The 22,861-nt window shown below is 62.2% G+C and carries 19 protein-coding genes; 11 read left to right on the top strand and 8 right to left on the bottom strand.

Annotation, left to right across the window (positions count from 1 at the left end):
• The first annotated feature begins 4 nt into the window (after positions 1–4).
• The 9 genes from murD to lpxC all read left to right on the top strand — a co-directional run bounded on the left by murD (position 5) and on the right by lpxC (position 10,473).
• The gene (murD, locus tag PspCFBP13509_RS03205) at positions 5–1,351 is read left to right on the top strand and encodes a UDP-N-acetylmuramoyl-L-alanine--D-glutamate ligase (RefSeq protein ID WP_065924257.1); all 1,347 of its coding nucleotides are present in this window, start codon (positions 5–7) and stop codon (positions 1,349–1,351) included.
• Positions 1,348–2,571: a putative lipid II flippase FtsW gene (gene ftsW / locus PspCFBP13509_RS03200; RefSeq protein WP_065924256.1), complete on the top strand. Its 1,224-nt coding sequence runs from the start codon at positions 1,348–1,350 to the stop codon at positions 2,569–2,571. The genes murD and ftsW overlap by 4 nt, the downstream gene beginning before the upstream one ends.
• The gene (gene murG / locus PspCFBP13509_RS03195; protein WP_065949002.1) at positions 2,561–3,631 is read left to right on the top strand and encodes an undecaprenyldiphospho-muramoylpentapeptide beta-N-acetylglucosaminyltransferase; all 1,071 of its coding nucleotides are present in this window, start codon (positions 2,561–2,563) and stop codon (positions 3,629–3,631) included. The genes ftsW and murG overlap by 11 nt, the downstream gene beginning before the upstream one ends.
• Entirely contained in the window at positions 3,624–5,072 is a 1,449-nt protein-coding gene (murC, locus tag PspCFBP13509_RS03190; protein WP_074843928.1) for a UDP-N-acetylmuramate--L-alanine ligase, read from the top strand. Before murG ends, murC begins: the two co-directional genes overlap by 8 nt.
• On the top strand, positions 5,069–6,025 hold the full coding sequence (locus tag PspCFBP13509_RS03185; RefSeq protein WP_065949001.1) for a D-alanine--D-alanine ligase: 957 nt from the start codon (positions 5,069–5,071) through the stop codon (positions 6,023–6,025). The genes murC and PspCFBP13509_RS03185 overlap by 4 nt, the downstream gene beginning before the upstream one ends.
• A 4-nt stretch (positions 6,026–6,029) precedes the next feature.
• Complete coding sequence (locus tag PspCFBP13509_RS03180; protein ID WP_027604758.1) at positions 6,030–6,899, top strand: cell division protein FtsQ/DivIB; 870 nt, start codon at positions 6,030–6,032, stop codon at positions 6,897–6,899.
• Between the two features lie 15 nt (positions 6,900–6,914).
• Positions 6,915–8,177, top strand: coding sequence for a cell division protein FtsA (ftsA, locus tag PspCFBP13509_RS03175; RefSeq protein WP_027604757.1), 1,263 nt, complete (start codon positions 6,915–6,917; stop codon positions 8,175–8,177).
• A 66-nt stretch (positions 8,178–8,243) separates the two neighbouring features.
• Positions 8,244–9,449 (top strand): cell division protein FtsZ, encoded by a 1,206-nt coding sequence (ftsZ, locus tag PspCFBP13509_RS03170; RefSeq protein WP_017526184.1) that lies wholly within the window; start codon positions 8,244–8,246, stop codon positions 9,447–9,449.
• A 112-nt stretch (positions 9,450–9,561) separates the two neighbouring features.
• On the top strand, positions 9,562–10,473 hold the full coding sequence (gene lpxC / locus PspCFBP13509_RS03165) for a UDP-3-O-acyl-N-acetylglucosamine deacetylase (RefSeq protein WP_003171886.1): 912 nt from the start codon (positions 9,562–9,564) through the stop codon (positions 10,471–10,473).
• A 106-nt stretch (positions 10,474–10,579) separates the two neighbouring features.
• On the opposite strand, the gene PspCFBP13509_RS03160 is transcribed toward lpxC, so the two are convergent.
• The 6 genes from PspCFBP13509_RS03160 to PspCFBP13509_RS03135 form a co-directional block, all read right to left on the bottom strand.
• Positions 10,580–12,073: a sensor domain-containing diguanylate cyclase gene (locus PspCFBP13509_RS03160; RefSeq protein ID WP_137211547.1), complete on the bottom strand. Its 1,494-nt coding sequence runs from the start codon at positions 12,071–12,073 to the stop codon at positions 10,580–10,582.
• A gap of 86 nt (positions 12,074–12,159) precedes the next feature.
• Positions 12,160–13,488 carry an OprD family porin gene (locus PspCFBP13509_RS03155; RefSeq protein ID WP_137211546.1) on the bottom strand — a complete coding sequence of 443 codons (1,329 nt, stop codon included), beginning with the start codon at positions 13,486–13,488 and terminating at the stop codon, positions 12,160–12,162.
• A gap of 287 nt (positions 13,489–13,775) precedes the next feature.
• A complete protein-coding gene (locus PspCFBP13509_RS03150; RefSeq protein WP_074843934.1) occupies positions 13,776–15,140 on the bottom strand; it encodes a heavy metal sensor histidine kinase in 1,365 nt (454 codons plus the stop codon).
• Positions 15,130–15,807 carry a heavy metal response regulator transcription factor gene (locus tag PspCFBP13509_RS03145; protein WP_027604753.1) on the bottom strand — a complete coding sequence of 226 codons (678 nt, stop codon included), beginning with the start codon at positions 15,805–15,807 and terminating at the stop codon, positions 15,130–15,132. The genes PspCFBP13509_RS03150 and PspCFBP13509_RS03145 overlap by 11 nt, the downstream gene beginning before the upstream one ends.
• A 31-nt stretch (positions 15,808–15,838) precedes the next feature.
• Complete coding sequence (locus PspCFBP13509_RS03140; RefSeq protein ID WP_137211545.1) at positions 15,839–18,934, bottom strand: multidrug efflux RND transporter permease subunit; 3,096 nt, start codon at positions 18,932–18,934, stop codon at positions 15,839–15,841.
• Positions 18,931–20,097 carry an efflux RND transporter periplasmic adaptor subunit gene (locus PspCFBP13509_RS03135; RefSeq protein ID WP_065948996.1) on the bottom strand — a complete coding sequence of 389 codons (1,167 nt, stop codon included), beginning with the start codon at positions 20,095–20,097 and terminating at the stop codon, positions 18,931–18,933. Before PspCFBP13509_RS03135 ends, PspCFBP13509_RS03140 begins: the two co-directional genes overlap by 4 nt.
• A 213-nt stretch (positions 20,098–20,310) precedes the next feature.
• Here PspCFBP13509_RS03135 and PspCFBP13509_RS03130 point away from each other — a divergent pair, with 213 nt between their 5' ends.
• Positions 20,311–20,544 carry a hypothetical protein gene (locus PspCFBP13509_RS03130; protein WP_027604750.1) on the top strand — a complete coding sequence of 78 codons (234 nt, stop codon included), beginning with the start codon at positions 20,311–20,313 and terminating at the stop codon, positions 20,542–20,544.
• Between the two features lie 166 nt (positions 20,545–20,710).
• Positions 20,711–21,493 carry a transporter substrate-binding domain-containing protein gene (locus PspCFBP13509_RS03125; protein ID WP_065924248.1) on the top strand — a complete coding sequence of 261 codons (783 nt, stop codon included), beginning with the start codon at positions 20,711–20,713 and terminating at the stop codon, positions 21,491–21,493.
• Positions 21,494–21,523: 30 nt separating this feature from the next.
• On the opposite strand, the gene PspCFBP13509_RS03120 is transcribed toward PspCFBP13509_RS03125, so the two are convergent.
• Positions 21,524–22,267, bottom strand: a complete 744-nt coding sequence (locus tag PspCFBP13509_RS03120) for a YkgJ family cysteine cluster protein (protein WP_074843937.1) — start codon at positions 22,265–22,267, stop codon at positions 21,524–21,526.
• A gap of 108 nt (positions 22,268–22,375) precedes the next feature.
• The gene (locus PspCFBP13509_RS03115; protein ID WP_065924246.1) at positions 22,376–22,858 is read right to left on the bottom strand and encodes a GNAT family N-acetyltransferase; all 483 of its coding nucleotides are present in this window, start codon (positions 22,856–22,858) and stop codon (positions 22,376–22,378) included.
• Between the last annotated feature and the right edge of the window lie 3 nt (positions 22,859–22,861).

The following is a 22,861-nucleotide window of genomic DNA, read 5'->3' as shown; positions in this document are numbered from 1 at the left end:
ACGAGTGTCCCTGATCGCTTCAGACCACTTCCGCATCGTTGTCGGCCTCGGCAAGAGCGGCATGTCCCTGGTTCGCTTCCTGGCGAACCGGGGCACGTCGTTTGCCGTGGCCGATACGCGGGAAAATCCACCGGAGCTGGTCACGCTGCGCCGTGACTACCCGCACGTGGAAGTGCGTTGTGGCGAGCTGGATGTTGAGTTTCTGTGCCGCGCCGATGAGCTCTACGTGAGCCCCGGCCTGGCCCTGGCGACACCGGCCCTGCAAGCCGCAGCGGCCCGTGGCGTGAAGCTGTCCGGCGACATCGACCTGTTTGCACGCAATGCGAAGGCGCCGATCGTGGCCATCAGCGGTTCCAACGCGAAAAGCACCGTGACCACCCTGGTCGGCGAGATGGCGATGGCGGCCGGCAAGCGCGTGGCCGTGGGCGGTAACCTCGGCACGCCGGCGCTGGACCTGCTCAGCGACGACGTCGAGCTGTACGTGATGGAACTGTCGAGCTTCCAGCTGGAAACCACCCACGACCTGGGTGCTGAAGTGGCCACCGTGTTGAACGTCAGCGAAGACCACATGGACCGTTACAGCGGCCTTCCGGCGTACCACCTGGCCAAGCACCGGATCTTCCGCGGCGCCAAGCAATTTGTGGTCAATCGCCAGGATGCGCTGAGCCGTCCGCTGATGGGCGAGGGCATGCCGTGCTGGACCTTCGGCCTGGGCAAACCCGACTTCAAGGCCTTCGGCATTCGTGAAGAGAACGGCGAGAAGTACCTGGCCTTCGAATTCCAGAACCTGATGCCGGTGCGCGAGCTGAAAATCCGTGGCGCCCATAACCAATCCAACGCCTTGGCCGCATTGGCGTTGGGGCACGCCGTGGGCTTGCCGTTCGACGCCATGCTGTCGAGCCTGCGCACCTTCGGCGGCCTTGAGCATCGCTGTCAGTGGGTTCGCGACCTGGACGGCGTCAGCTATTACAACGACTCCAAGGCCACCAACGTGGGGGCCGCATTGGCCGCCATCGAAGGCCTGGGCGCCGATATCGAAGGCAAACTGGTGCTGATCGCCGGTGGCGACGGCAAGGGTGCCGATTTCAAGGACCTCAAGGCACCGGTGGCTGCCCATTGCCGCGCCGTGGTGTTGATGGGCCGCGACGCCGATTTGATCGCTGCCGCGCTGGGCGATGCCGTGCCACAGGTGCGCGCCACCTCCCTGGACGACGCCATTACCCAATGCAAAGCCCTGGCCCAGCCAGGCGATGCGGTGCTGCTGTCGCCGGCGTGCGCCAGTTTCGACATGTTCAAGAACTACGAGGAGCGCGGCCAGTTGTTCGCCCGCACCGTGGAGGGCTTGGCATGAGCATTGACTTCAGAAACATCATCAAGCCGTACCCGTCGCCGATCATTACCGGGCGCGGCATCGACCTTGATTTCCCGATGCTCGCCGGTTGCCTCGCGCTGCTGGGCCTGGGCCTGGTGATGATCACCTCGGCTTCTTCCGAAGTGGCCGCCGTGCAATCGGGCAATACCCTGTACATGATGATCCGTCACCTGGTCTACCTGATCATCGGCCTGGGCGCGTGCATCGTCACCATGATGATTCCCATCGCTACCTGGCAGCGCCTGGGCTGGCTGATGCTGATCGGCGCGTTCGGCTTGCTGATCATGGTGATCCTGCCCGGCATTGGCCGCGAGGTGAACGGCTCGATGCGCTGGATTGGCTTCGGTGCGTTCAACGTGCAGCCGTCGGAAATCGCCAAGGTGTTCGTGGTGATCTACCTGGCCGGTTACCTGGTGCGTCGCCAGAAGGAAGTGCGCGAAAGCTGGATGGGCTTCTTCAAGCCATTCATCGTGCTGCTGCCCATGGCCGGCCTGTTGCTGATGGAGCCTGACTTCGGCGCCACCGTGGTGATGATGGGCGCGGCGGCGGCGATGCTGTTCCTCGGCGGCGTGGGCTTGTTCCGCTTCAGCTTGATGGTGGTGCTGGCAGTGGCTGCGGTGACCATCCTGGTACAGGCGCAACCGTACCGGATGGCGCGTCTGATCACCTTTACCGACCCCTGGTCCGACCAGTTCGGTTCCGGCTACCAATTGACCCAGGCCTTGATCGCCTTCGGTCGCGGCGAATGGTTGGGCGTGGGCCTGGGCAACAGCGTGCAGAAGCAGTTCTACCTGCCGGAAGCGCACACCGACTTCGTGTTCTCCGTACTCGCCGAAGAACTCGGCGTGGTCGGCTCGCTGTGCACCGTCGCCCTGTTCGTGTTCGTGTGTGTACGCGGCATGTACATCGGCCTGTGGGCCGAGAAGGCCAAACAGTATTTCGCCGCCTATGTGGCCTACGGCTTGTCGTTCCTGTGGATCGGCCAGTTCCTGATCAACATCGGGGTGAACGTCGGCCTGCTGCCGACCAAGGGCCTGACCTTGCCGTTCCTCAGTTACGGCGGCAGTTCGTTGGTGATCTGCTGCGCCTGTCTTGGCTTGTTGCTGCGTATCGAGTGGGAGAGTCGAACCCACCTGGGCAGCGAAGAGATGGAGTTCAGCGAAAGCGACTTCGCCGAGGAGCCGACCCATGGGCGCTAACGTGCTGATCATGGCCGGCGGCACCGGGGGCCATGTGTTCCCGGCCCTGGCGTGCGCCCGGGAATTCCAGAACCGTGGCTACACCGTGCACTGGCTGGGTACACCGCGCGGCATCGAAAACGAGTTGGTGCCGAATGCGGGCTTGCCGTTGCACCTGATCAACGTCACGGGCCTGCGCGGCAAGGGCAAGTTGTCCCTGCTCAAGGCACCGTTCGTGTTGCTCAAGGCGGTGTGGCAGGCGCGCAAGGTCATCCGTGAATTGCAGCCGGTGTGTGTGCTCGGCTTCGGTGGTTATGTGACCGGCCCCGGTGGCGTCGCCGCCAGGCTTGCCGGCGTGCCGGTGATCGTGCACGAGCAGAACGCCGTGGCCGGTACCGCCAACCGTCTGCTGGTGCCGTTGGCTGCACGGGTGTGCGAGGCGTTCCCCAACACCTTCAGTGTGTCGGATAAGCGCCGTACCACCGGCAACCCGGTGCGCACCGAGCTGTTTATGGATATCGCCCGCGAAGCACTCGCAGGGCGCAAGGCGCACCTGCTGATCCTGGGCGGAAGCCTGGGTGCCGAGCCGCTGAATAAATTGCTGCCGGAAGCCGTGGCGCAACTCCCTGTGGAATTGCGCCCGGAGATCTTCCACCAGGCCGGCAAGAACCACGATGAAGTCACCGCCACGCGTTATCGCGACGCCGGTGTGGCGGCCAATGTGCAGCCCTTTATCAAAGACATGGCCCATGCCTATGGCTGGGCCGACCTGGTGGTCTGTCGCGCGGGTGCGTTGACCGTCAGTGAACTGGCTGCTGCCGGTCTGCCGTCCTTGCTGGTGCCCTTGCCCCACGCCATCGACGATCACCAGACCCGCAACGCCGAATATTTGGCCGGGGAGGGCGCTGCCTTCCTGCTGCCGCAAAGAACGACTGGCGCCGCCGATTTGGCCGCACGCCTGACCGAGGTTTTGATGCAACCGGAACGACTCAATAACATGGCGAGCACCGCAAGCCGCCTGGCCAAACCTGACGCAACCCGCACCGTGGTCGATATCTGCCTGGAGGTGGCCCATGGTTGAGAATCAGAAAGCCATGCCACAACCGGAAATGCGCCGCATCCGTCGCATCCACTTCGTCGGTATCGGCGGCGTGGGCATGTGCGGCATCGCCGAAGTGTTGCTGAACCTGGGCTACCAGGTGTCCGGCTCGGATTTGAAAGAGTCGCCGGTCACCGAGCGCCTGAAGTCCTTTGGCGCGCAGATCTTTATCGGTCACCGCGCCGAGAACGCTGCCGAGGCTGACGTGCTGGTGGTGTCCAGCGCCGTGAACACCTCCAACCCGGAAGTGGCCACTGCTCTTGAGCGCCGCATTCCCGTGGTGCCACGCGCCGAGATGCTCGCCGAGCTGATGCGCTATCGCCACGGCATCGCCGTCGCCGGTACCCATGGCAAGACCACCACCACCAGCCTGATCGCCTCGGTGTTCGCCGCCGGTGGCCTGGACCCGACCTTCGTCATCGGTGGCCGCCTGAATGCAGCCGGTACCAATGCCCAGCTTGGTACCAGCCGCTACCTGATCGCCGAAGCCGATGAAAGCGACGCCAGTTTCCTGCACCTGCAACCGCTGGTCGCTGTGGTCACCAACATCGACGAAGATCACATGGCCACCTACGACGGTGACTTCAACAAGTTGAAGAAAACCTTCGTCGAGTTCCTGCACAACCTGCCGTTCTACGGTCTGGCCGTGCTCTGCCTGGACGACCCGGTGGTGCGTGAAATCCTGCCCCAGGTCAAGCGTCCGACCGTGACCTACGGCTTCAGCGAAGACGCCGACGTGCGCGCGATCAATGTGCGCCAGGAAGGCATGCAGACCTACTTCACCGTGCTGCGTCCCGACCGCGAGCCGCTGGATGTGTCGGTGAACATGCCGGGCAACCACAACGTATTGAATTCCCTGGCGACCATCTGTATCGCCTCCGACGAGGGCGTCAGCGATGAAGCCATCGTCGAGGGCCTGTCGCGCTTTGCCGGTGTCGGCCGACGCTTCCAGGTCTACGGCCAACTGTCGGTGGAAGGCGGTGACGTGATGCTGGTGGATGACTATGGTCACCACCCGACCGAAGTTGCCGCGGTGATCAAGGCCGTGCGCGGTGGCTGGCCGGAGCGTCGCCTGGTGATGGTCTACCAGCCGCACCGCTACAGCCGCACCCGCGATTTGTACGACGATTTCGTCAATGTGCTGGCCGATGCCAACGTGCTGCTGTTGATGGAGGTCTACCCGGCCGGTGAAGAACCGATCCCGGGCGCCGACAGCCGCAAGCTGTGCAACAGCATCCGCCAGCGCGGCCAGTTGGACCCTATCTACATCGAGCGCGGTGTGGACCTGGCACCGATCGTCAAGCCGCTGCTGCGTGCCGGCGATATCCTGCTGTGCCAGGGCGCCGGTGATATCGGCGGCCTTGCGCCTAAGTTGCTGGCGAGCCCGCTGTTTGCGGCCGCCAAGAAGGGGGCGTCGAAATGACCGCTGACTACGGCTCCCTGTTCTCCACCATCACGCCAGCCGACTTCGGCCGCGTGGCCGTGCTGTTCGGCGGCAAGAGCGCCGAGCGCGAAGTGTCGCTCAAGTCCGGCAACGCCGTGCTCGAAGCGCTGCAAAGTGCCGGCGTGAATGCGTTCGGGATCGACGTGGGCGATGACTTCCTCGCCCGCCTGCAGGCCGAGAAGATCGACCGTGCCTTCATCATCCTGCACGGCCGTGGCGGTGAAGACGGCAGCATGCAGGGCCTGTTGGAGTGTGCCGGTATCCCTTACACCGGCAGCGGCATCCTCGCTTCGGCACTGGCCATGGACAAGTTGCGCACCAAGCAGGTGTGGCACAGCCTGGGTATTCCCACCCCGCGTCACAGCGTTCTGTGCAGCGAAGACGATTGTATTTCTGCTGCCAAGGAACTGGGCCTGCCTTTGATCGTCAAACCTGCCCATGAAGGCTCCAGTATCGGCATGGCTAAAGTGAACTCGGCCGCCGAATTGATCGACGCATGGAAAGCGGCAAGTACCTACGATTCGCAAGTGTTGGTGGAACAGTGGATCCAGGGTCCCGAGTACACCATCGCCACCCTGCGTGGCCAGGTATTGCCGCCCATCGCATTGGGCACGCCCCACACCTTTTACGACTACGACGCCAAGTACCTGGCCTCCGATACCCAGTACCGGATCCCGTGCGGCCTTGACGCAACCAAAGAACAGGAATTGATGGACCTCACGGCGAAAGCCTGTGAGGCGTTGGGTATTGCCGGTTGGGCACGGGCAGACGTGATGCAGGATGACCAAGGGAATTTCTGGTTCCTGGAAGTCAACACCGCACCGGGCATGACCGACCACAGCCTGGTACCGATGGCCGCTCGCGCAGCCGGCCTGGATTTCCAGCAATTGGTGCTGGCGATTCTGGCCGCCAGCATTGAGCCAAGAGGCTAAGGACATGAAAGGCGCATCGCTTCGTCATCAGCCCCCACAAGCACCGAGCCGCAAGCCGGTGCCACGGGGTGCCAGTCGAATGGTGGCTAAAGAGCCGATGTCGGCGCGCCTGCCGAAAGCCAACTTTGGTTTCCTCAAGGCGCTGTTCTGGCCGGTGATGCTGGTGGTGCTGGGCTTCGGCACTTACGAGGGCGCGCAGCGTCTATTGCCCTATGCCGACCGGCCGATCACCAAGATCAGCGTACAGGGCGATTTGAGCTACATCAGCCAGCAAGCGGTGCAGCAGCGTATCGGCCCGTTCCTGGCGGCGAGCTTCTTCACCATTGACCTGGCGGGTATGCGCCGGGAGCTGGAACAGATGCCGTGGATCGCCCACGCCGAAGTCCGCCGCGTCTGGCCGGACCAGGTGACGATCCGCCTGGAAGAACAGCTCCCCGTGGCCCGTTGGGGCGATGAGGCACTGTTGAACAACCAGGGCCAGGCGTTCACTCCGCGTGAGCTGGCCAACTACGAGCACCTGCCGCAGCTGTTCGGGCCGCAGCGGGCGCAGCAGCAAGTGATGCAGCAGTACCAGGCCCTGAGCCAGATGCTGCGGCCAATGGGCTTCTCCATTGCACGCCTGGAACTGCGTGAACGGGGTAGCTGGTTTTTGACGACCGGGGCAGGCAGTTCCGGCCCGGGCATCCAGTTGTTGCTGGGACGCGACCGCTTGGTGGAAAAGATGCGCCGCTTCATCGCCATCTATGACAAGACCTTGAAAGAACAGATTACGAACATTGCGAGCGTCGACCTGCGTTACGCCAACGGCCTTGCCGTCGGCTGGCGTGAACCGGCTGCGCCCACGGCAGCGCAACCCGCTGTCGCGAAGAATTAAGAAGAGGCAGGACCCATGGCAAACGTGCAAAGCGGCAAAATGATCGTCGGTCTCGATATCGGCACCTCCAAGGTGGTGGCGCTGGTGGGCGAGGTCGGGGAAGACGGCACGATCGAAATCGTCGGTATTGGCACGCATCCGTCCCGTGGCCTGAAGAAGGGCGTGGTGGTCAACATCGAGTCCACCGTGCAATCGATCCAGCGCGCCATCGAAGAAGCGCAGCTGATGGCCGGTTGCCGGATTCACTCGGCGTTCGTCGGCGTGGCGGGCAACCATATCCGCAGCCTGAACTCCCACGGCATCGTGGCGATTCGCGACCGCGAAGTCAGCGCGGCCGACCTTGAGCGCGTCCTCGACGCCGCCCAGGCCGTGGCGATCCCGGCTGACCAGCGCGTGCTGCACACCCTGCCGCAGGACTACGTGATCGATAACCAGGAAGGCGTCCGCGAGCCACTGGGCATGTCGGGCGTACGTCTGGAAGCCAAGGTCCACGTGGTGACCTGTGCCGTCAACGCCGCGCAGAACATTGAAAAATGCGTGCGCCGCTGCGGCCTGGAAATCGACGACATCATTCTCGAGCAGCTTGCCTCCGCGTATTCGGTACTGACCGACGACGAAAAAGAGCTTGGCGTATGCCTGGTGGACATCGGCGGCGGCACCACCGACATCGCGATCTTCACCGAGGGTGCTATTCGTCACACCGCCGTGATCCCGATTGCCGGCGACCAGGTGACCAACGACATCGCCATGGCGCTGCGTACACCGACCCAGTACGCCGAAGAAATCAAGATCCGCTACGCCTGCGCCCTGGCCAAGCTGGCCGGTGCCGGTGAAACCATCAAGGTGCCGAGCGTGGGCGACCGTCCACCGCGTGAGCTGTCGCGCCAGGCCCTGGCCGAAGTGGTCGAGCCGCGCTACGACGAGCTGTTCACCCTGATCCAGGCTGAACTGCGTCGCAGCGGCTACGAAGATTTGATCCCGGCCGGCATCGTGCTGACCGGTGGCACCTCGAAGATGGAAGGCGCGGTCGAACTGGCCGAGGAAATCTTCCACATGCCGGTCCGCCTGGGTGTTCCCCATGGCGTCAAAGGCCTGGGCGACGTGGTGCGCAACCCGATTTATTCCACCGGTGTGGGCTTGCTGTTGTACGGGCTGCAAAAGCAGACCGACGGCATTTCCCTGTCGGGCCCAAGCAACCGTGACAGCTACCGCAGCGACGACGAGGCCAAGGCGCCGTTGTTCGAGCGGTTGCAGGCTTGGGTTAAAGGCAATTTCTAAAGATTTACCGCAACACCGTTTCAAGTAGTAGGCGAAAAAACTAGAGAAAACGAAAGGAGAGGGAACATGTTCGAACTCGTAGACAACATCCCCGCCAGCCCGGTCATCAAAGTGATCGGTGTCGGCGGTGGCGGCGGCAACGCTGTCAACCATATGGTCAAGAGCAACATTGAAGGCGTTGAATTCATCTGCGCCAACACTGACGCCCAGGCGCTGAAAAGCATCGGCGCGCGGACCATCCTGCAATTGGGCACAGCCGTGACCAAGGGCCTCGGCGCCGGCGCCAATCCGGAAGTCGGCCGTCAAGCCGCCCTGGAAGACCGCGAGCGTATTGCCGAAGTGCTGCAGGGCACCAACATGGTGTTCATCACCACGGGCATGGGTGGCGGTACCGGTACCGGTGCAGCGCCGATCATTGCCGAAGTGGCCAAGGAAATGGGGATTCTGACGGTTGCGGTCGTGACCCGTCCGTTCCCGTTCGAAGGCCGCAAGCGCATGCAGATCGCCGACGAAGGTATCCGTCTGCTGTCTGAAAGCGTCGACTCGTTGATCACCATTCCCAACGAGAAGCTGCTGACCATCCTGGGCAAGGACGCGAGCCTGCTGTCCGCGTTCGCCAAGGCTGACGATGTACTGGCCGGTGCCGTTCGCGGTATCTCCGACATCATCAAGCGCCCGGGCATGATCAACGTCGACTTTGCCGACGTCCGTACTGTCATGAGCGAAATGGGCATGGCGATGATGGGCACTGGCTGCGCCAGCGGTCCGAACCGTGCACGCGAAGCCACTGAAGCGGCCATCCGCAACCCGTTGCTGGAAGACGTGAACCTGCAAGGCGCACGCGGCATCCTGGTGAATATCACCGCCGGTCCTGACCTGTCCCTGGGTGAGTACTCCGACGTGGGTAGCATCATCGAAGCCTTCGCTTCCGAGCACGCCATGGTCAAGGTCGGTACCGTTATCGACCCGGACATGCGCGACGAGCTGCACGTGACCGTGGTTGCCACCGGCCTGGGCGCGAAAATCGAGAAGCCTGTGAAGGTCATCGACAACACCCTGCATAACAGCCAGGCCAGCCACGCGAGCCAAGCGGCTGCCGCTCCAGCGCCTTCGCGCCAGGAACTGCCGTCGGTGAACTACCGTGACCTGGATCGTCCGACCGTGATGCGCAACCAGGCTCAGGCCGGTGCTGCGGCGTCCCGTAGCCCGAATCCGCAAGATGATCTGGACTATCTGGACATCCCGGCATTCCTGCGTCGTCAGGCCGATTAATGGAATGTATCAGGGCTATGAAGGTGATTGGTGTTCAGCAAAGGTCTGGTCTGCTATTATCGCCAGCCTTTGTTGATACCAGTTCGCAATTTGCGCTGAAGCGGTCCAAGCCATGATTAAACAACGCACCCTGAAGAATATTATTCGTGCCACAGGTGTAGGTCTGCACTCCGGGGAGAAGGTATACCTGACCCTCAAGCCTGCACCTGTCGACACCGGCATCGTGTTTGTGCGTGCCGACCTGGACCCTGTGGTGCAGATTCCTGCTCGCGCGGAAAATGTTGGCGAAACCACGATGTCGACCACGTTGGTCAACGGTGACGTCAAAGTGGACACGGTGGAGCACTTGCTCTCGGCCATGGCCGGTTTGGGCATCGATAACGCCTACGTCGAGCTCTCCGCGTCCGAAGTCCCGATCATGGATGGCAGCGCTGGACCCTTCGTATTCTTGATTCAATCTGCCGGCCTGGAAGAACAGGACGCAGCCAAGAAGTTCATACGCATTCTGCGGGAAGTGACAGTAGAAGACGGCGACAAGCGCGCCACCTTCGTCCCGTTCGAAGGCTTTAAAGTGAGCTTTGAGATCGATTTCGATCACCCGGTATTCCGTGACCGCACCCAGAGTGCAAGCGTGGATTTTTCCAGCACTTCGTTCGTAAAAGAAGTCAGCCGCGCCCGTACCTTTGGTTTCATGAGTGACATCGAGTACCTGCGCAAGCACAACCTCGCACTCGGCGGCAGCGTTGAAAATGCCATTGTGGTCGACGCGGATGGTGTACTGAACGAAGACGGCCTTCGCTATGAAGACGAATTCGTGAAGCACAAGATCCTCGATGCAATCGGTGACCTCTACCTGCTGGGCAATAGCCTGATAGGCGAGTTCAAAGGCTTCAAGTCGGGCCACGCCCTTAACAACCAGCTGCTGCGCAAGTTGATTGAGCAGACAGACGCTTGGGAAGTCGTGACCTTCGAAGATGCCAGCACCGCACCGATCTCTTACATGCGTCCCGTTGCGGCGGTGTAAGTAACAACTCTCTTTCTTTAGTTTTTAAAGGCTGCCTTCGGGTGGCCTTTTTTTATGTGCCTGTGGCGCGCCTCCCTCGTTCCCATGCGCAGCGTGGGGGCGATCATCACCCCTCACTGGCATCCACAATCCGATTGCGCCCCGTGTGCTTGGCCTCATACAACGCGCGGTCCGCACTGAGCAGCAAGGCCTCCAGGGACATCCGGCTGCGCTTGTCCCGGGTGCTCATGCCGATGCTCGCCGTGATCGGCTGCTCATCCCCCGCCACCCGCGGCAAATGTTCGATGCTGCTGCGGATATGCTCGGCGATGACCCACGCGCCCTTGGCGTCCGTATTGGGCAGTACAACCGCGAACTCCTCGCCGCCGTAACGCGCCGCGAGGTCGGCAGGACGGCGGATATTGCTGTTGATCACCTGGGCCACCGTACGCAGTGCTGCATCGCCACCATGATGGCCGTGGCGGTCGTTGAAGGCTTTGAAGTGGTCCACGTCGATCATCAGCACGGTCAGTGGTTCGAGCGAACGTTGCGCGCGGTCCCATTCAAGGCGCAGGCGTTCGTCGAGGATGCGGCGGTTGGCCAGGCCGGTCAGGGCGTCGGTGGCTGCCAGTTCTGACAGTACGCGCTCTGCGCGATAACGGCGGCGCAGTTCCCGGCGCAGCATCCAGGTCAGCCATAACAAGCCGATACACAGGATGCCCGTGGCGCCACTGGTCAGCAGTGCGGCGCGCTTCCAGGGGGCGAATACATCTTCACTGGACAGGGCTACTACCACGATCAGCGGCAGGTCTCCGACATTGGTGAAGGTGTACAGGCGCTCCTTGCCGCTGATGGCAGAGATGGCCTGGAAGCTGCCACTGCCTTCGCGCAGCATGCGCTTGAAGTTAGGACGTTCGCTCAGGTCCTTGTCGATCATGTCGCGCTCCAGCAGCGGTTGCTGGGCGAGCAAAATGCCTCGGTTGCTCAGCAGGTTGACGCTGCTGCCGTTGCCGATGGTGAGCGTACTGAAAAGCTGATCGAAGTACGCCAGGCGCATGGTTGCGACGGCAACGCCGGCAAATTCACCATTGGGGCCTGATACGCGCCGACTGAACGCCATGCGCCAGACCTGGTCGCAATCGCAGTGGATCTTGAACGGTCGGCTGATGAACAAACCGGCCTGGGCGTCTTTGGCATGCACCTGGAAGTAATCGCGGCTGGCAAAGTTGCGCGGGGTGGGCTGCAGGGTAGAAGAGTCCGCGATCACTGCGCCATCTGCGTCCAGCAACAGGACTTCGCCTTTGAACGGCGCAGCGGTAGACAACTCAAACTGCACCAGGTGCTGGATATTCGCCGTAACCTGGGACAGGTCATCGCGTTGCCTGGCAGCAATCAACCCCTTGAGGGCCAGGTCGTAGAGTTCGACGTTGCGCAGCACGTCGGCATTGATCAACTGCGCAATATTGGTGGTTGAGCGCTTAGCGGCCTGCAGGGTGCTGGCGTGTTCGCGGATCAGCAACGCTGCGACGATGACCACGATCAAGACAACAGTGATACCGCTGCCCAAAACCATTAACAGTTCTGGGCGTGCGGGCAGGATACGGACATGGCGTTGGCTCATCGGGCAGACTTCAGCGATGTGGATGCTGGCAGTTTAGTTCTACCCGATGAAAATTAAATACTCGGTTAAAAAGAAAGATCTACGCGTTAGAACACGTTGATCGGGTAGTCGACGATCACCCGGTATTCATCCACATCCCGGTCTACCGCCGAGTAGCCATGACTGCCGCGATTGGTCGCCCATTGCAGGCGCACCGCCAAATCCTTGGCCTTGCCACCCTGCACCACATACTTCAAATCGATATCCCGTTCCCAGTGCTTGGCGTCCTTGCCGTCAGCGCTGTACCAGGCACTGTAGCCACGGCTTTGCGGGTCGACTTTGGTCAGATCGGTCTTACCGCTGATGTAGGACACCGCCGAGGTAAGGCCAGGCATGCCGAGGCCGGCGAAGTCGTAGGCGTACTTGAGCTTCCATGAGCGCTCATTGGGACCGTTGAAGTCCGAGTATTGCTGGGAGTTGTCCAGGTACACGCTGTCGCCTTGGCTGATGTAGTCGAACGGCGTGTTGCCGTTGACCCGCTGGTAGGCGGCGGTGACGCTGTGGTGACCCACGCCGACGGTGAAGTGCAGGCTGTAGGTGTTGTTGTCGATATCCCCGAGCAGCGACTGGCCGGTGTCCTGGGTGTGGTAGTAGTGCAGGCCCGGGTTGAGGCTGACCAGGTCGTTCAGCGCGTAGGTGTAGTCCAGGTCGTAGTAGTACTGGTGCCACACGTCCTTGAGTTCGGAAGCGTACAGGTTGCTGGTCACTCCCGGGATGCCGCTGAACGACACGCCCGCCCAATTCATGTGCTGGCTGTCAGCGTTGCTCGGCAATGCGCCATAGCTGGTGCCGATGCGTCGGTGGCCGCTCTGGTTGTAGAGCTTGGTGAAGCTGGCCTGGCCGCCTTCGAGCATCCAGCCGTCGAAACTGTGGTTGCTCAGGCTCACGCCACGGAAAGTCTGCGGCAGCATGCGCGTCATGCCGCCGGCGATCACCGGGTTGTTGAGGAACAGGTCGCCGGCCTTCAACTCGGTATCGAAGGCGCGCATCTTCAAGGTGCCCCCTGCGGTGGAAAACGAACCGGGCGCTTTGCCGCTGCCGTCAGTGCTGCCGTAGGGAAGGATGCTGGAACCGTCGGTGCCGCCACCGCCGTCGAGCTTGAGGCCGAGCATGGCGTGGGCGTCCAGGCCGAAGCCGACGGTGCCCTGGGTGTAGCCGGACTCGAAGGTGCCTATAAAACCCTGGCCCCATTCCTTGCTGTCATCGGTGTGGATGTCGCGACGGTCGCGGTTCATGTAGTAGTTGCGGGTGTTGATGTTGAGGTGCGAGCCTTCGACGAATCCGTCGGCGGGGGTGGTGTCTGCCGCGTGGGCAAGGGGAACGATCGTTGCTGCAATCGCGAGGAATAACGGGGTGAACGTCAGCGAGTTCTTCACCGGTGGAGCTCCTTTGGTCAATCGAAAACGGCCAGTGTCGTGGGGGTGTGCCTGGCCTTTTTTTACCGCAAAAAAAAGCCGCTGAAGTCAGCGGCTTTAAGACAGATTCCCAGTGTAGAGCCCTGGAAATAAGTCGAGGGAAATTCGGGTAAGCGGGTCAGCTGCCTTTGCCGTCGCGCTCATCGATGCGTCAAATTAACGCAGGCGAGCGCTGCGATACAGAGTGTAACAAGATAATGACTGTTGCCAAAACAGCAACAGTGATGCTGGGGCGATGGGGGAGATGTCTAGACCGGCAGAGTGATGCCAAAGGTATTGCCGCTGACATCGCTACGCACGAACACATCGCCGCCATGCATCAGCGCAATCGCCTTGACGATCGCCAGCCCCAAACCGTGATTCGCCCCGCTGTTACTGCGCGACGCATCCACCCGATAGAAACGTTCGAACAGCCGGGGCAGGTGTTCGCTGGCAATCACATCGCCAGGGTTGGTCACGCCGATTGCTACCTGATGCTCCAGCACGTCGATGTTCACGTCGATCACCTGCCCGGGCGCGGTGTGCTGCACCGCATTGCTCAGCAGGTTGATCAGCGCGCGGCGCAGGTGGGCTTTTTCGATCTGTACCTGGGCGTCGCCGTGGACCTGCACCCGGACCTGGGCGTCTTCGAGGATGAAGTCCAGGTAGTCGAGGGTGGTGGCTACCTCGTCGGCCAATGAGCTTTCAATCAGCTTGGTGGCCTTGCTGCCCTGGTCGGCGCTGGCGAGGAACAACATGTCGTTGATGATCGAGCGCAGGCGTTCCAATTCCTCGAGGTTGGATTGCAGCACCTCGAAATAATGCTCGGCCGAACGCCCGCGCGTCAGGGCGACCTGGGTCTGGCCGATCAGGTTGGTGAGCGGTGAGCGCAGTTCGTGGGCGACGTCGGCGTTGAACGACTCCAGGCGCGAGTAGGCCTGTTCCACGCGGTCCAGTGTGGAGTTGAACGAGTTGACGAACTGGCTCAGCTCCGGCGGCAGCGGTGACAGTTGCAGGCGCCCGGAGAGCTTCGGCGGCGCCAGCTTCTGTGCTTCATCCGAGAGTTTGCCCAGCGGCTTGAGGCCAATGCGCGACACCCAGAACCCCAGCAGCGCCGCCAGCGCCACGCCGACCAGCGCCAGGCTGACCAGTGCCACCAGCAGATGGTGCTGGGTCGCGCGGAAGTTCTCAGTGTCGATGGCGATCATGAAACGCAGCGGCGGGCGTTGGTCCTTGGCCGGGAACTGGCTCACCAGCACTTTGAACGGGTATTCGCGCCCCGGCAGGTGCAGGTCGCGCTTGCCCGTCGGGCCTTCGGCGAAGGTGCGGATCCGCGCATCGGGGTTGCCGTACTCGTAGTTCGGATCGCTGCTGACGACCCAGAAGCGGATACGCTTGTCTTCCTCACCCAATAATTTGAGCTTGGCTTGAATCTTCACCCAATGGTCCGGCGTGCCGAAGCGGTTCACAGAGGATTCCAACACGCTGTAGCGCGCATCCAGCTCCGCCCCTGGCAGCAAGCCCAGGCTGCGATCCACCTGCTGATACAGCGCGCCGCCGATCAACAGGAATATCAGCGCCGCCACCAGGGTGAACATGCTGCTGAGGCGCAGCGCAATGGAATTAGCCGACACTGCGATTCTCCAGCACATAACCCATGCCGCGAATGGTGTGCAGCAGCTTGTGTTCGAACGGCCCGTCAAGCTTGGCGCGCAGGCGCTTGATCGCCACTTCCACGACGTTGGCGTCACTGTCGAAATTGATGTCCCAGACCATTTCTGCAATCGAGGTCTTGGAGAGGATCTCGCCCTGGCGCCGCGCCAATACGCTGAGCAGCGAGAACTCCTTGGCGGTCAGGTCCAGGCGCACACCATTGCGGCTGGCCTTGCGGCTGATCAGGTCGATCCACAGGTCGGCAACGGTCACTTGCACCGGCTCGTGGCCGCCGCTGCGGCGGGTCAGGGCTTGCAGGCGCGCCACCAGTTCGAGGAAGGAAAACGGTTTGCCAAGATAATCGTCGGCGCCTTCGCGCAGGCCGCGGATACGGTCTTCCACGCGCTCGCGGGCGGTCAGCATGATCACCGGTGTCTGTTTGCGCGCACGCAACGCCCTCAGCACGCCAAAGCCATCGAGGCCGGGCAGCATCACGTCGAGCACGATCACCGCGTAATCGTTCTCCAGCGCCAGGTGCAGGCCCTCGACGCCCTCGCGCGCCACATCGACGGCGTAGCCTTGCTCCGTCAGGCCTCGGTGCAGGTAATCGGCGGTTTTTTCTTCATCTTCAACAATCAGTACGCGCATGAGCCTTTTGCTCCAGGGCGGTGCCTTGGCCTCAGTGTGTGGTCGCCAGCTCGGCACCTGGCTTGGGCCGGTGGAAAAATTTCTCAAGGTACAAGTATATGACCGGTGTGGTGAACAGCGTCAGCGCCTGGCTCACCAGCAAGCCGCCGACCACCGCGATGCCCAGGGGCTGGCGCATTTCCGCGCCAGGGCCAGCGCCGAGCATCAACGGTACCGCGCCCAGCAGAGCGGCGAGGGTGGTCATGATGATCGGCCGGAACCGCGTGATGCAGGCTTCATAGATTGCCTCTTCCGGCGGCAGCCCGCGTACCCGCTGGGCGTCCAGGGCGAAGTCGATCATCAGGATGCCGTTCTTCTTCACGATGCCGATCAGCAGCACCAGGCCGATCAGCGCCATGATCGAAAAGTCCTGGCCCATCAGCGACAGCATGATCAGCGCGCCCAGCCCCGCCGAGGGCAAGGTGGAGATAATCGTCAGCGGGTGCACGAAGCTCTCATACAACACACCCAGAATGATGTAGACAGCCACCAGCGCCGCGAGGATCAGCCAGGGCTGGCTGGCCAGCGAACTCTGGAACGCCTGTGCCGCGCCCTGGAAGTTGCCGATGATGGTGGTCGGCATGCCGATTTCATTCTTGGCCTGGTTGAGCATGATCACCGCGTCACCCAGCGCCACACCGGGTGCCAGGTTGAACGACAGGTTGGCGGCGGGGAACATGCCGTCATGGCTGATGGACAAGGGCCCCACGGTCGGCGCGTCGACCTTGGCCACTGCCGACAACGGCACCATCTCATTGGTCAGTGGCGAGCGCAGGTAGAAGTAGTTCAGGCTTTCGGCCTTGCCGCGCTGTTGACTGTCCAGCTCCAGCACCACCTGGTATTGGTTGATCTCGGTCTGGAACTCGTTGATCTGGCGCTGGCCGAAGGCGTCGTAGAGCGCCTGGTCGACATCGGTGGCGGTCAGCCCAAAGCGCGCGGCGGCCTGGCGGTCGATGCTGATATGGGTGATGCTGCCGCCCAGTTGCAGGTCGTTGGACAGGTCGCGAAACGCCGGGTTGGCGCGCAGTTTTTCGGTCAGGCGCTGGGTCCAGGTGTTGAGTGTCGGGCCGTCGTTGCTCTTGAGTACGTACTGGTACTGGGCGCGGCTGGGGCCGGAGCTGAGGTTGATGTCCTGCCCCGCGCGCAGGTACAGCACGATGCCCGGCACTTTCGCCAGCTTGGGCCGGATGCGGTCGATGAACTGGCTGGCGGACACGTCGCGATCGCCGCGGTCTTTCAAGGCGATCCAGAAGCGCCCGTTGGCGATGGTCTGGTTGCTGCCGGTCACGCCCACCGAGTGGGAAAACGCCTGCACCGCCGGGTCATCCTTGACGATCTCAGCCAGGGCCTTGTGCTTGGCGACCATGTCCGGGTATGACACATCGGCCGCCGCTTCGCTGGTGCCGAGCACAAAACCGGTGTCCTGTACCGGAAAGAAGCCCTTGGGGATAAACACGTAGCCGGCCACGGCCAGGGCCAGGGTCACCACGAATAGCGCGGCCATGCTGCGCTGATGGGCCAGCGCGCGGCGCAGGTTGCGCGCATAGCCGGCCAGCAGGCGTTCGCTGAAGCCGGGTTTGTCGTGGGCCGGATGGGTCGGGGCGCGCATGAACAGCGCGGCCAATGTCGGTGCCAGGGTCAAGGAGACCACCACCGAAATCAGGATGGTCGAAGTGGCCGTCAGCGCGAATTCCTTGAACAGCCGTCCGACCACACCGCCCATGAACAGCAGCGGAATAAACGCCGCCACCAGCGAGAAGCTGATGGACACCACGGTAAAGCCAATCTCGCCGGCGCCCTTGATCGCCGCTTCGCGCTTGTCGAGCCCCGCTTCGAGGTGGCGGTGAATGTTTTCCACCACCACGATGGCATCGTCGACCACAAAGCCCACGGCGATCACGATCGCCACCAGGGTGAGGTTGTTCAGGCTGAAGCCCATCAGGTACATCAGGGCAAAACTGGCGACCAGCGACACGCCGAGCACGCTGGACACAATCAGCGTCGCCGACAACTGGCGCAGGAACAGCGCCATCACCGCCACCACCAGCAGGATGGCGATCAGCAGGGTGACTTCCACTTCATGCAGGGACGCGCGGATGGTCTTGGTGCGGTCGGTCAACACGCTGACCTGCACCGAAGCCGGCAGCATGCCTTGCAGGCGCGGCAGTTCGGCCTGGATGCGGTCCACCGTCTCGACAATGTTGGCGCCGGGCTGGCGCGAGATCACCAGGTTGACGCCCGGAGTGTCGCCGGACCAGGCCTGCACGTAGGCGTTTTCCGAACCGTTGATGACTTTGGCGATATCGCGCAGTTGAACGGGGGCGCCATCCTTGTAGGACACGATCAGTCGGGCGTAGTCCTCCGGGTGAAACAGTTGGTCGTTGGTCGACAGGGTCGACACGCTGTTCTCGCCGTAGATCGCACCCTTGGCCAGGTTGAGGCTCGATTGCTGGATGGCCAGGCGGATATCGGCCAGGGTCAGGCCGATGGCCGCGAGTTTGTCGGGGGAAGCCTGCACGCGGATCGCCGGGCGCTGCTGGCCGGTAATGTTGATCTGGCCGACGCCGTCGATCTGGCTGATCTGCCGCGCCAGCAGGGTTTCCACATAGTCACTCAGCTCGGTGCTGGGCATGCTGTCGGAGCTGACACTGAGGATCAGTACCGGGCTGTCCGCCGGGTTGACCTTCTTCCAGGTGGGCAGGCTTGGCATGTCGCTGGGCAGCTTGCCGGATGCGGTGTTGATCGCTGCCTGCACTTCCTGCGCGGCGGTGTCGATGCTCTTGTCGAGGGTGAATTGCAGGGTCAACAGGCTTGAGCCCAAGGCACTGCTGGAGGTCATCTGGGTCATGCCGGGGATGGCGCTGAACTGCACTTCCAGCGGCGTCGCTACCGAGGAGGCCATGGTGTCCGGGCTGGCGCCAGGCAGTTGTGCGGTGACCTGGATCGTCGGAAATTCCGCCTCCGGCAGTGGCGCGATGGCCAGGCGCGGAAAGGCAATGACCCCGAGCAGCACCAGGGCGAAGGTCAGCAGCAGGGTGGCGACCGGGTGGTCGACGCACCAGGCCGAGGGCGACCGGCTGCCGTTCATGGCTGCACCTTGGCATCGACGGTCTGGATCACCTGCGGGGGCTCCTTGAGCACCTCCACCTGGGCACCGGCCTTGAGCCGCGACTGGCCATCACTGACCAGCACGTCACCGGCCTGCACACCCTTGATGATGTTGACGTCGCTGTTCTGATAGGTGACTTGCACCGGCACCACGTCGACCTTGTCACCGTTGACCCGGTACACGAAGTGCGAATCCAGGCCGCGTTGCACCACGGTCGGCGGCACCACCAAGGCATTTTTGTCGAGGGCGGTCTGGATCTTGATGGTCACCAGTTGTCCCGGCCACAGGCGTTGCGAGGCGTTGTTGAACTCGGCCTTGGCGCGCAGGGTGCCGGTGGTGGAGCTGATCTGGTTATCGATCAGGCTCAAGTGGCCTTCGCCGAGCAGGTCGCCGGTCTGGCCGTCGGTGTCGGCACCCAGGTAGGCGTCGACGCTGGCCTTGGCAGGCGCGGCGATCAGGCCTTGCAGGGTCGGCAGCATCTGTTGCGGCAAAGAGAACTCAACGGCAATCGGGTCGATCTGGGTCACGGAGAACAGGCCCTGGGTATCGCTGGTGCGCAGGAAGTTGCCTTCATCCACATTGCGAATACCGACGCGGCCACTGACCGGTGAGCGAATCTGGGTGTAGGACAGCTGGACCTGGGCTGCATCGATGGCGGCCTGGTTACCTTGGACGGTAGCCTTGAGTTGGTTGACCAGGGCTTGTTGCTGGTCGTAGGTCTGCTTGGACACGCCGTCGTCGACGCTCAATTCCTTGTAGCGCTTGAGGTTGACCAGCGCCACCTGCAACTGCGCCTGGCTCTCGCCCAGTTGCGCCCTGGCCTGGTCGAGGCTGGCGCGGATCGAGCGATCATCGATTCTGGCCAGCAAGTCGCCGGCCTTGACCCACTGGCCTTCCTTGACCGGCAATTGGGTGAGAATGCCGTCGACCTGCGGGCGAATGACCACACTGTGCAGGGACAGCACCGTGCCGATGCCGCTGACAAAGCGTGGAATGTCCTGCTGCGCTACGCTCACCACCCGCACCGGGATCGCGGTGGGTGCCGCCAGTCTGGCCTTGGCTGGCCGGGTCAGCGCCCAGGCTGCAACCGCCACGACCACGAGGACACCCACGATCAGGGCAGTTTTTCGTTGAATGTGCATGGGTGAGGCGCCGGGGCAAAGGATGGGGAGAGTGAGCGGTCTTTATAGCCCTTCAACCCGGTCAGCACGGTGACGGCTAACTGACAGCGCTGTCAGCAAACTCCGACCATTCGTACCGGTGGTGGTTAAAGATCTGAAGCTCGCAGGTATACTGCGCGCCAGTGTGGCCCGCAAGCCGGCCCCGCATCATTTTTTGCACGCCCCGGAGCTTTCATGACTTCCCCGACACAACCCCCTGTTGAAGCGACCGACATCGTCGATCCGGCCAGCGCCGAAGGCGTTGAAAAAGCCGAGATCCCGGCGTTCAAGTTTCCGTTCAAGCCGGGTGAGTTGGCTGGGGCCAGGAATGCGGCCCAACCGTGGTACAAAAACGGCGCCAAGAACGGCCATACCAAGTCGCCAGGCATGGCACCGCCGGGTACTCGTCGTTCGATGGGTAAACGCTGAGATTAACAAGTCGCACATCGTGTCGATTATTGCCTACAGCCTCTGCTGAAATTTCTGATTGTAGGCCTACGACCGTTTCTTGAAAGCTTGCACAGCCTTTGCTCTGCCCCTGTGATTTCAGGGGGAAGCAGGGCGATGCTGGTCTTTCCGGAAAAGGACGTCTCCCTTGGCTCTGATACACATCTGTGTAGTGTTTGCCCTGTTGCTTGCGGCGGATGTCTCTGCGGCCGATGATCCACCGCTGCGTGAAATCCGTTTCGCCGTTGCTGCACAGTTCCCCCCGTTCCAGAGCCGCGACCCGCAAGGGCAGTTGGTCGGCTTGAATATCGAGTTGGGCAACGCCCTGTGCGTGCAGTTGAATGCACGCTGCATCTGGGTCGACCAGGTGCTTGCCGAAGATTTCATCTCCCTTGAAGCCAGGAAATTCGACGCGATCATGGGGATGGCGCCGACGTCGCAACGGCAACGCTGGGTGGGCTTCACCGATAACCTCTACCCCTTCACCACGCGCCTGGTGGCCCGTCGCATGTCCAACTTGCAGCCGCGGGTAAAGTCGCTCAAGGGCAAGCGTGTCGGCGTGTTGCTGGGAAGTAACCGTGAGGCTTTTGCCCGCTCGATGTGGGCGCCAAATGGCGTCATCGTCAAGAGCTTCTGGCTCAACAATGAATTAGTCAGCAGCCTTAAAGCCGGCGAGATTGATGCGACCCTGCAAGGCACGGTAGAAATTCGTGAAGCCTTGCTCGACACCGAAGACGGCCACGATTTCGACTTCGTCGGCCCTGCCATTTCGTCCGAGCTTTTGGGCGATGGTGTGGCCATCGCAGTGCGCAAACCTGACACCGCATTGCGCAACGAACTCAACTGCGCCCTTGAACAACTGAAGCAGAGCGGCGAGTACCAGCGGATCATCCAGCCCTACCGCCTTGACGCCGTTCCTGCCGAGCACTGATCGACCGCCGCACGAGGCGGCCTTTAAGGTCTACGCCGCCCGCAGCGAGATAAACGCATAGTTGGCCGGCACCTCGGTGGCAATCTGCGCCCCGGCATCCAGCATCTGCTCGGCGATGTCCATCCCCGAGACATGAAACACCCACTCACTGGCCACGGACGGCTGGTCCACCGCCAGCTCAATCGCCTGGGCAAACGCGCTCATGTCCGGCAGGTACGCGGTAAATCCATCCCCCTTGAGCGCCGTGGTGCGAATGCCGAGCAAGGCGCACACCGCCTCTTTGGTCTGCACGTCGTCTCGGTCGGCCTGGCGCGAGCGTTGGATCAGCTCCACCAGTTCCTGGTCCATCAATTCACCCCCGACGATCAACGCCGGGCCCTGTTCCCAGGATTCCGGCGGGCAATCCTTGGCGGCGGGGTTGAGCGGGATATGGGGGTTGATCTCCATCGGGTAGATGCGGCACACCAACGGGCGGCGCTCGTAGATGCGGCATAGGTTGTCTGCGTCAAGATTCCGGCAGCGCCCGGCGTTGTAGGCGGCAAAGGTGATTGCCACAAACGCCTCGGTGTTGCCGCTGGGCACCACCACCGAACGGCGCTCGGCATGTTCGCGCTGCTGCTGAGGCAGGCCCAGGCCATTGCTCAGGAAACCCTCCACCAGAACGATGACGTTACCGCCGTCAGCCGCCCATTGGCGGGCTTCCTGGAGGGTCAGGGGGACGTGGTGATCGCTGCAGCATTTGCCGCAACCGACGCAGGAAAAATGGGTGTTCATGGCGGATCTGTCACCAGGCTAGGTCAGAGGGCACACAGGAACAGTGACGGGTTTTTACCTCTATCCACCGTTGTGCTGCTCTGGAAGCAAGTTATGCGCCAGCGCCTGTCAGTCCTCGGCGACCACATCCCGCAGCACAAAGACCATGCCCGCGCTTTCGTACAGTTGCCGGGCGCGCCGGTTGCTCTCCAGTACCTTGAGGTCGACATAGGGTTCGCCACGCTGCTTGAACACCTGGAAGCAGTGCAGCAGCAACGCGCGGCCCAAGCCTTGGCCTTGAGCGCAAGGATGCACGGACAGGTTCTTGATAAACGCGCTGGTCCAGCACTGCGCCACGCCGAGAATGCCATCGCCATTGCTGGCCACCAGGCACAGCGTGGGATCGAATTCGGCGTCGCTGACAAACAGATGCTGCCAGGCGTGCAGATGAGGAACGCGGCCTCCCCCTTGCTCCTGGGTCATGCGCAGCACCGCATGGATCGCCGGGGCCAGCTCGTCGCGGTAGTGATCCAACTGCGTATGGGCCGGCCATTGAGGTGCAGGCAGGCTGCCGGTGAGGTCGCGGCGCAGCAGTTGGAAATGCTCCGCCACCGG

Source organism: Pseudomonas sp. CFBP13509, from assembly GCF_005233485.1.
Classification (GTDB): domain Bacteria; phylum Pseudomonadota; class Gammaproteobacteria; order Pseudomonadales; family Pseudomonadaceae; genus Aquipseudomonas; species Aquipseudomonas marginalis.
This window is presented reverse-complemented; position numbering and strand designations above follow the sequence as displayed.

Coding starts and splice junctions, on each gene's coding strand:
- ftsW (WP_065924256.1), top strand. CDS start 1,348: ATGAGCATTGACTTCAGAAACATCATCAAGCCGTACCCGTCGCCGATC.
- murG (WP_065949002.1), top strand. CDS start 2,561: ATGGGCGCTAACGTGCTGATCATGGCCGGCGGCACCGGGGGCCATGTG.
- murC (WP_074843928.1), top strand. CDS start 3,624: ATGGTTGAGAATCAGAAAGCCATGCCACAACCGGAAATGCGCCGCATC.
- PspCFBP13509_RS03185 (WP_065949001.1), top strand. CDS start 5,069: ATGACCGCTGACTACGGCTCCCTGTTCTCCACCATCACGCCAGCCGAC.
- PspCFBP13509_RS03180 (WP_027604758.1), top strand. CDS start 6,030: ATGAAAGGCGCATCGCTTCGTCATCAGCCCCCACAAGCACCGAGCCGC.
- ftsA (WP_027604757.1), top strand. CDS start 6,915: ATGGCAAACGTGCAAAGCGGCAAAATGATCGTCGGTCTCGATATCGGC.
- ftsZ (WP_017526184.1), top strand. CDS start 8,244: ATGTTCGAACTCGTAGACAACATCCCCGCCAGCCCGGTCATCAAAGTG.
- lpxC (WP_003171886.1), top strand. CDS start 9,562: ATGATTAAACAACGCACCCTGAAGAATATTATTCGTGCCACAGGTGTA.
- PspCFBP13509_RS03160 (WP_137211547.1), bottom strand. CDS start 12,073: ATGAGCCAACGCCATGTCCGTATCCTGCCCGCACGCCCAGAACTGTTA.
- PspCFBP13509_RS03145 (WP_027604753.1), bottom strand. CDS start 15,807: ATGCGCGTACTGATTGTTGAAGATGAAGAAAAAACCGCCGATTACCTG.
- PspCFBP13509_RS03140 (WP_137211545.1), bottom strand. CDS start 18,934: ATGAACGGCAGCCGGTCGCCCTCGGCCTGGTGCGTCGACCACCCGGTC.
- PspCFBP13509_RS03135 (WP_065948996.1), bottom strand. CDS start 20,097: ATGCACATTCAACGAAAAACTGCCCTGATCGTGGGTGTCCTCGTGGTC.
- PspCFBP13509_RS03130 (WP_027604750.1), top strand. CDS start 20,311: ATGACTTCCCCGACACAACCCCCTGTTGAAGCGACCGACATCGTCGAT.
- PspCFBP13509_RS03120 (WP_074843937.1), bottom strand. CDS start 22,267: ATGAACACCCATTTTTCCTGCGTCGGTTGCGGCAAATGCTGCAGCGAT.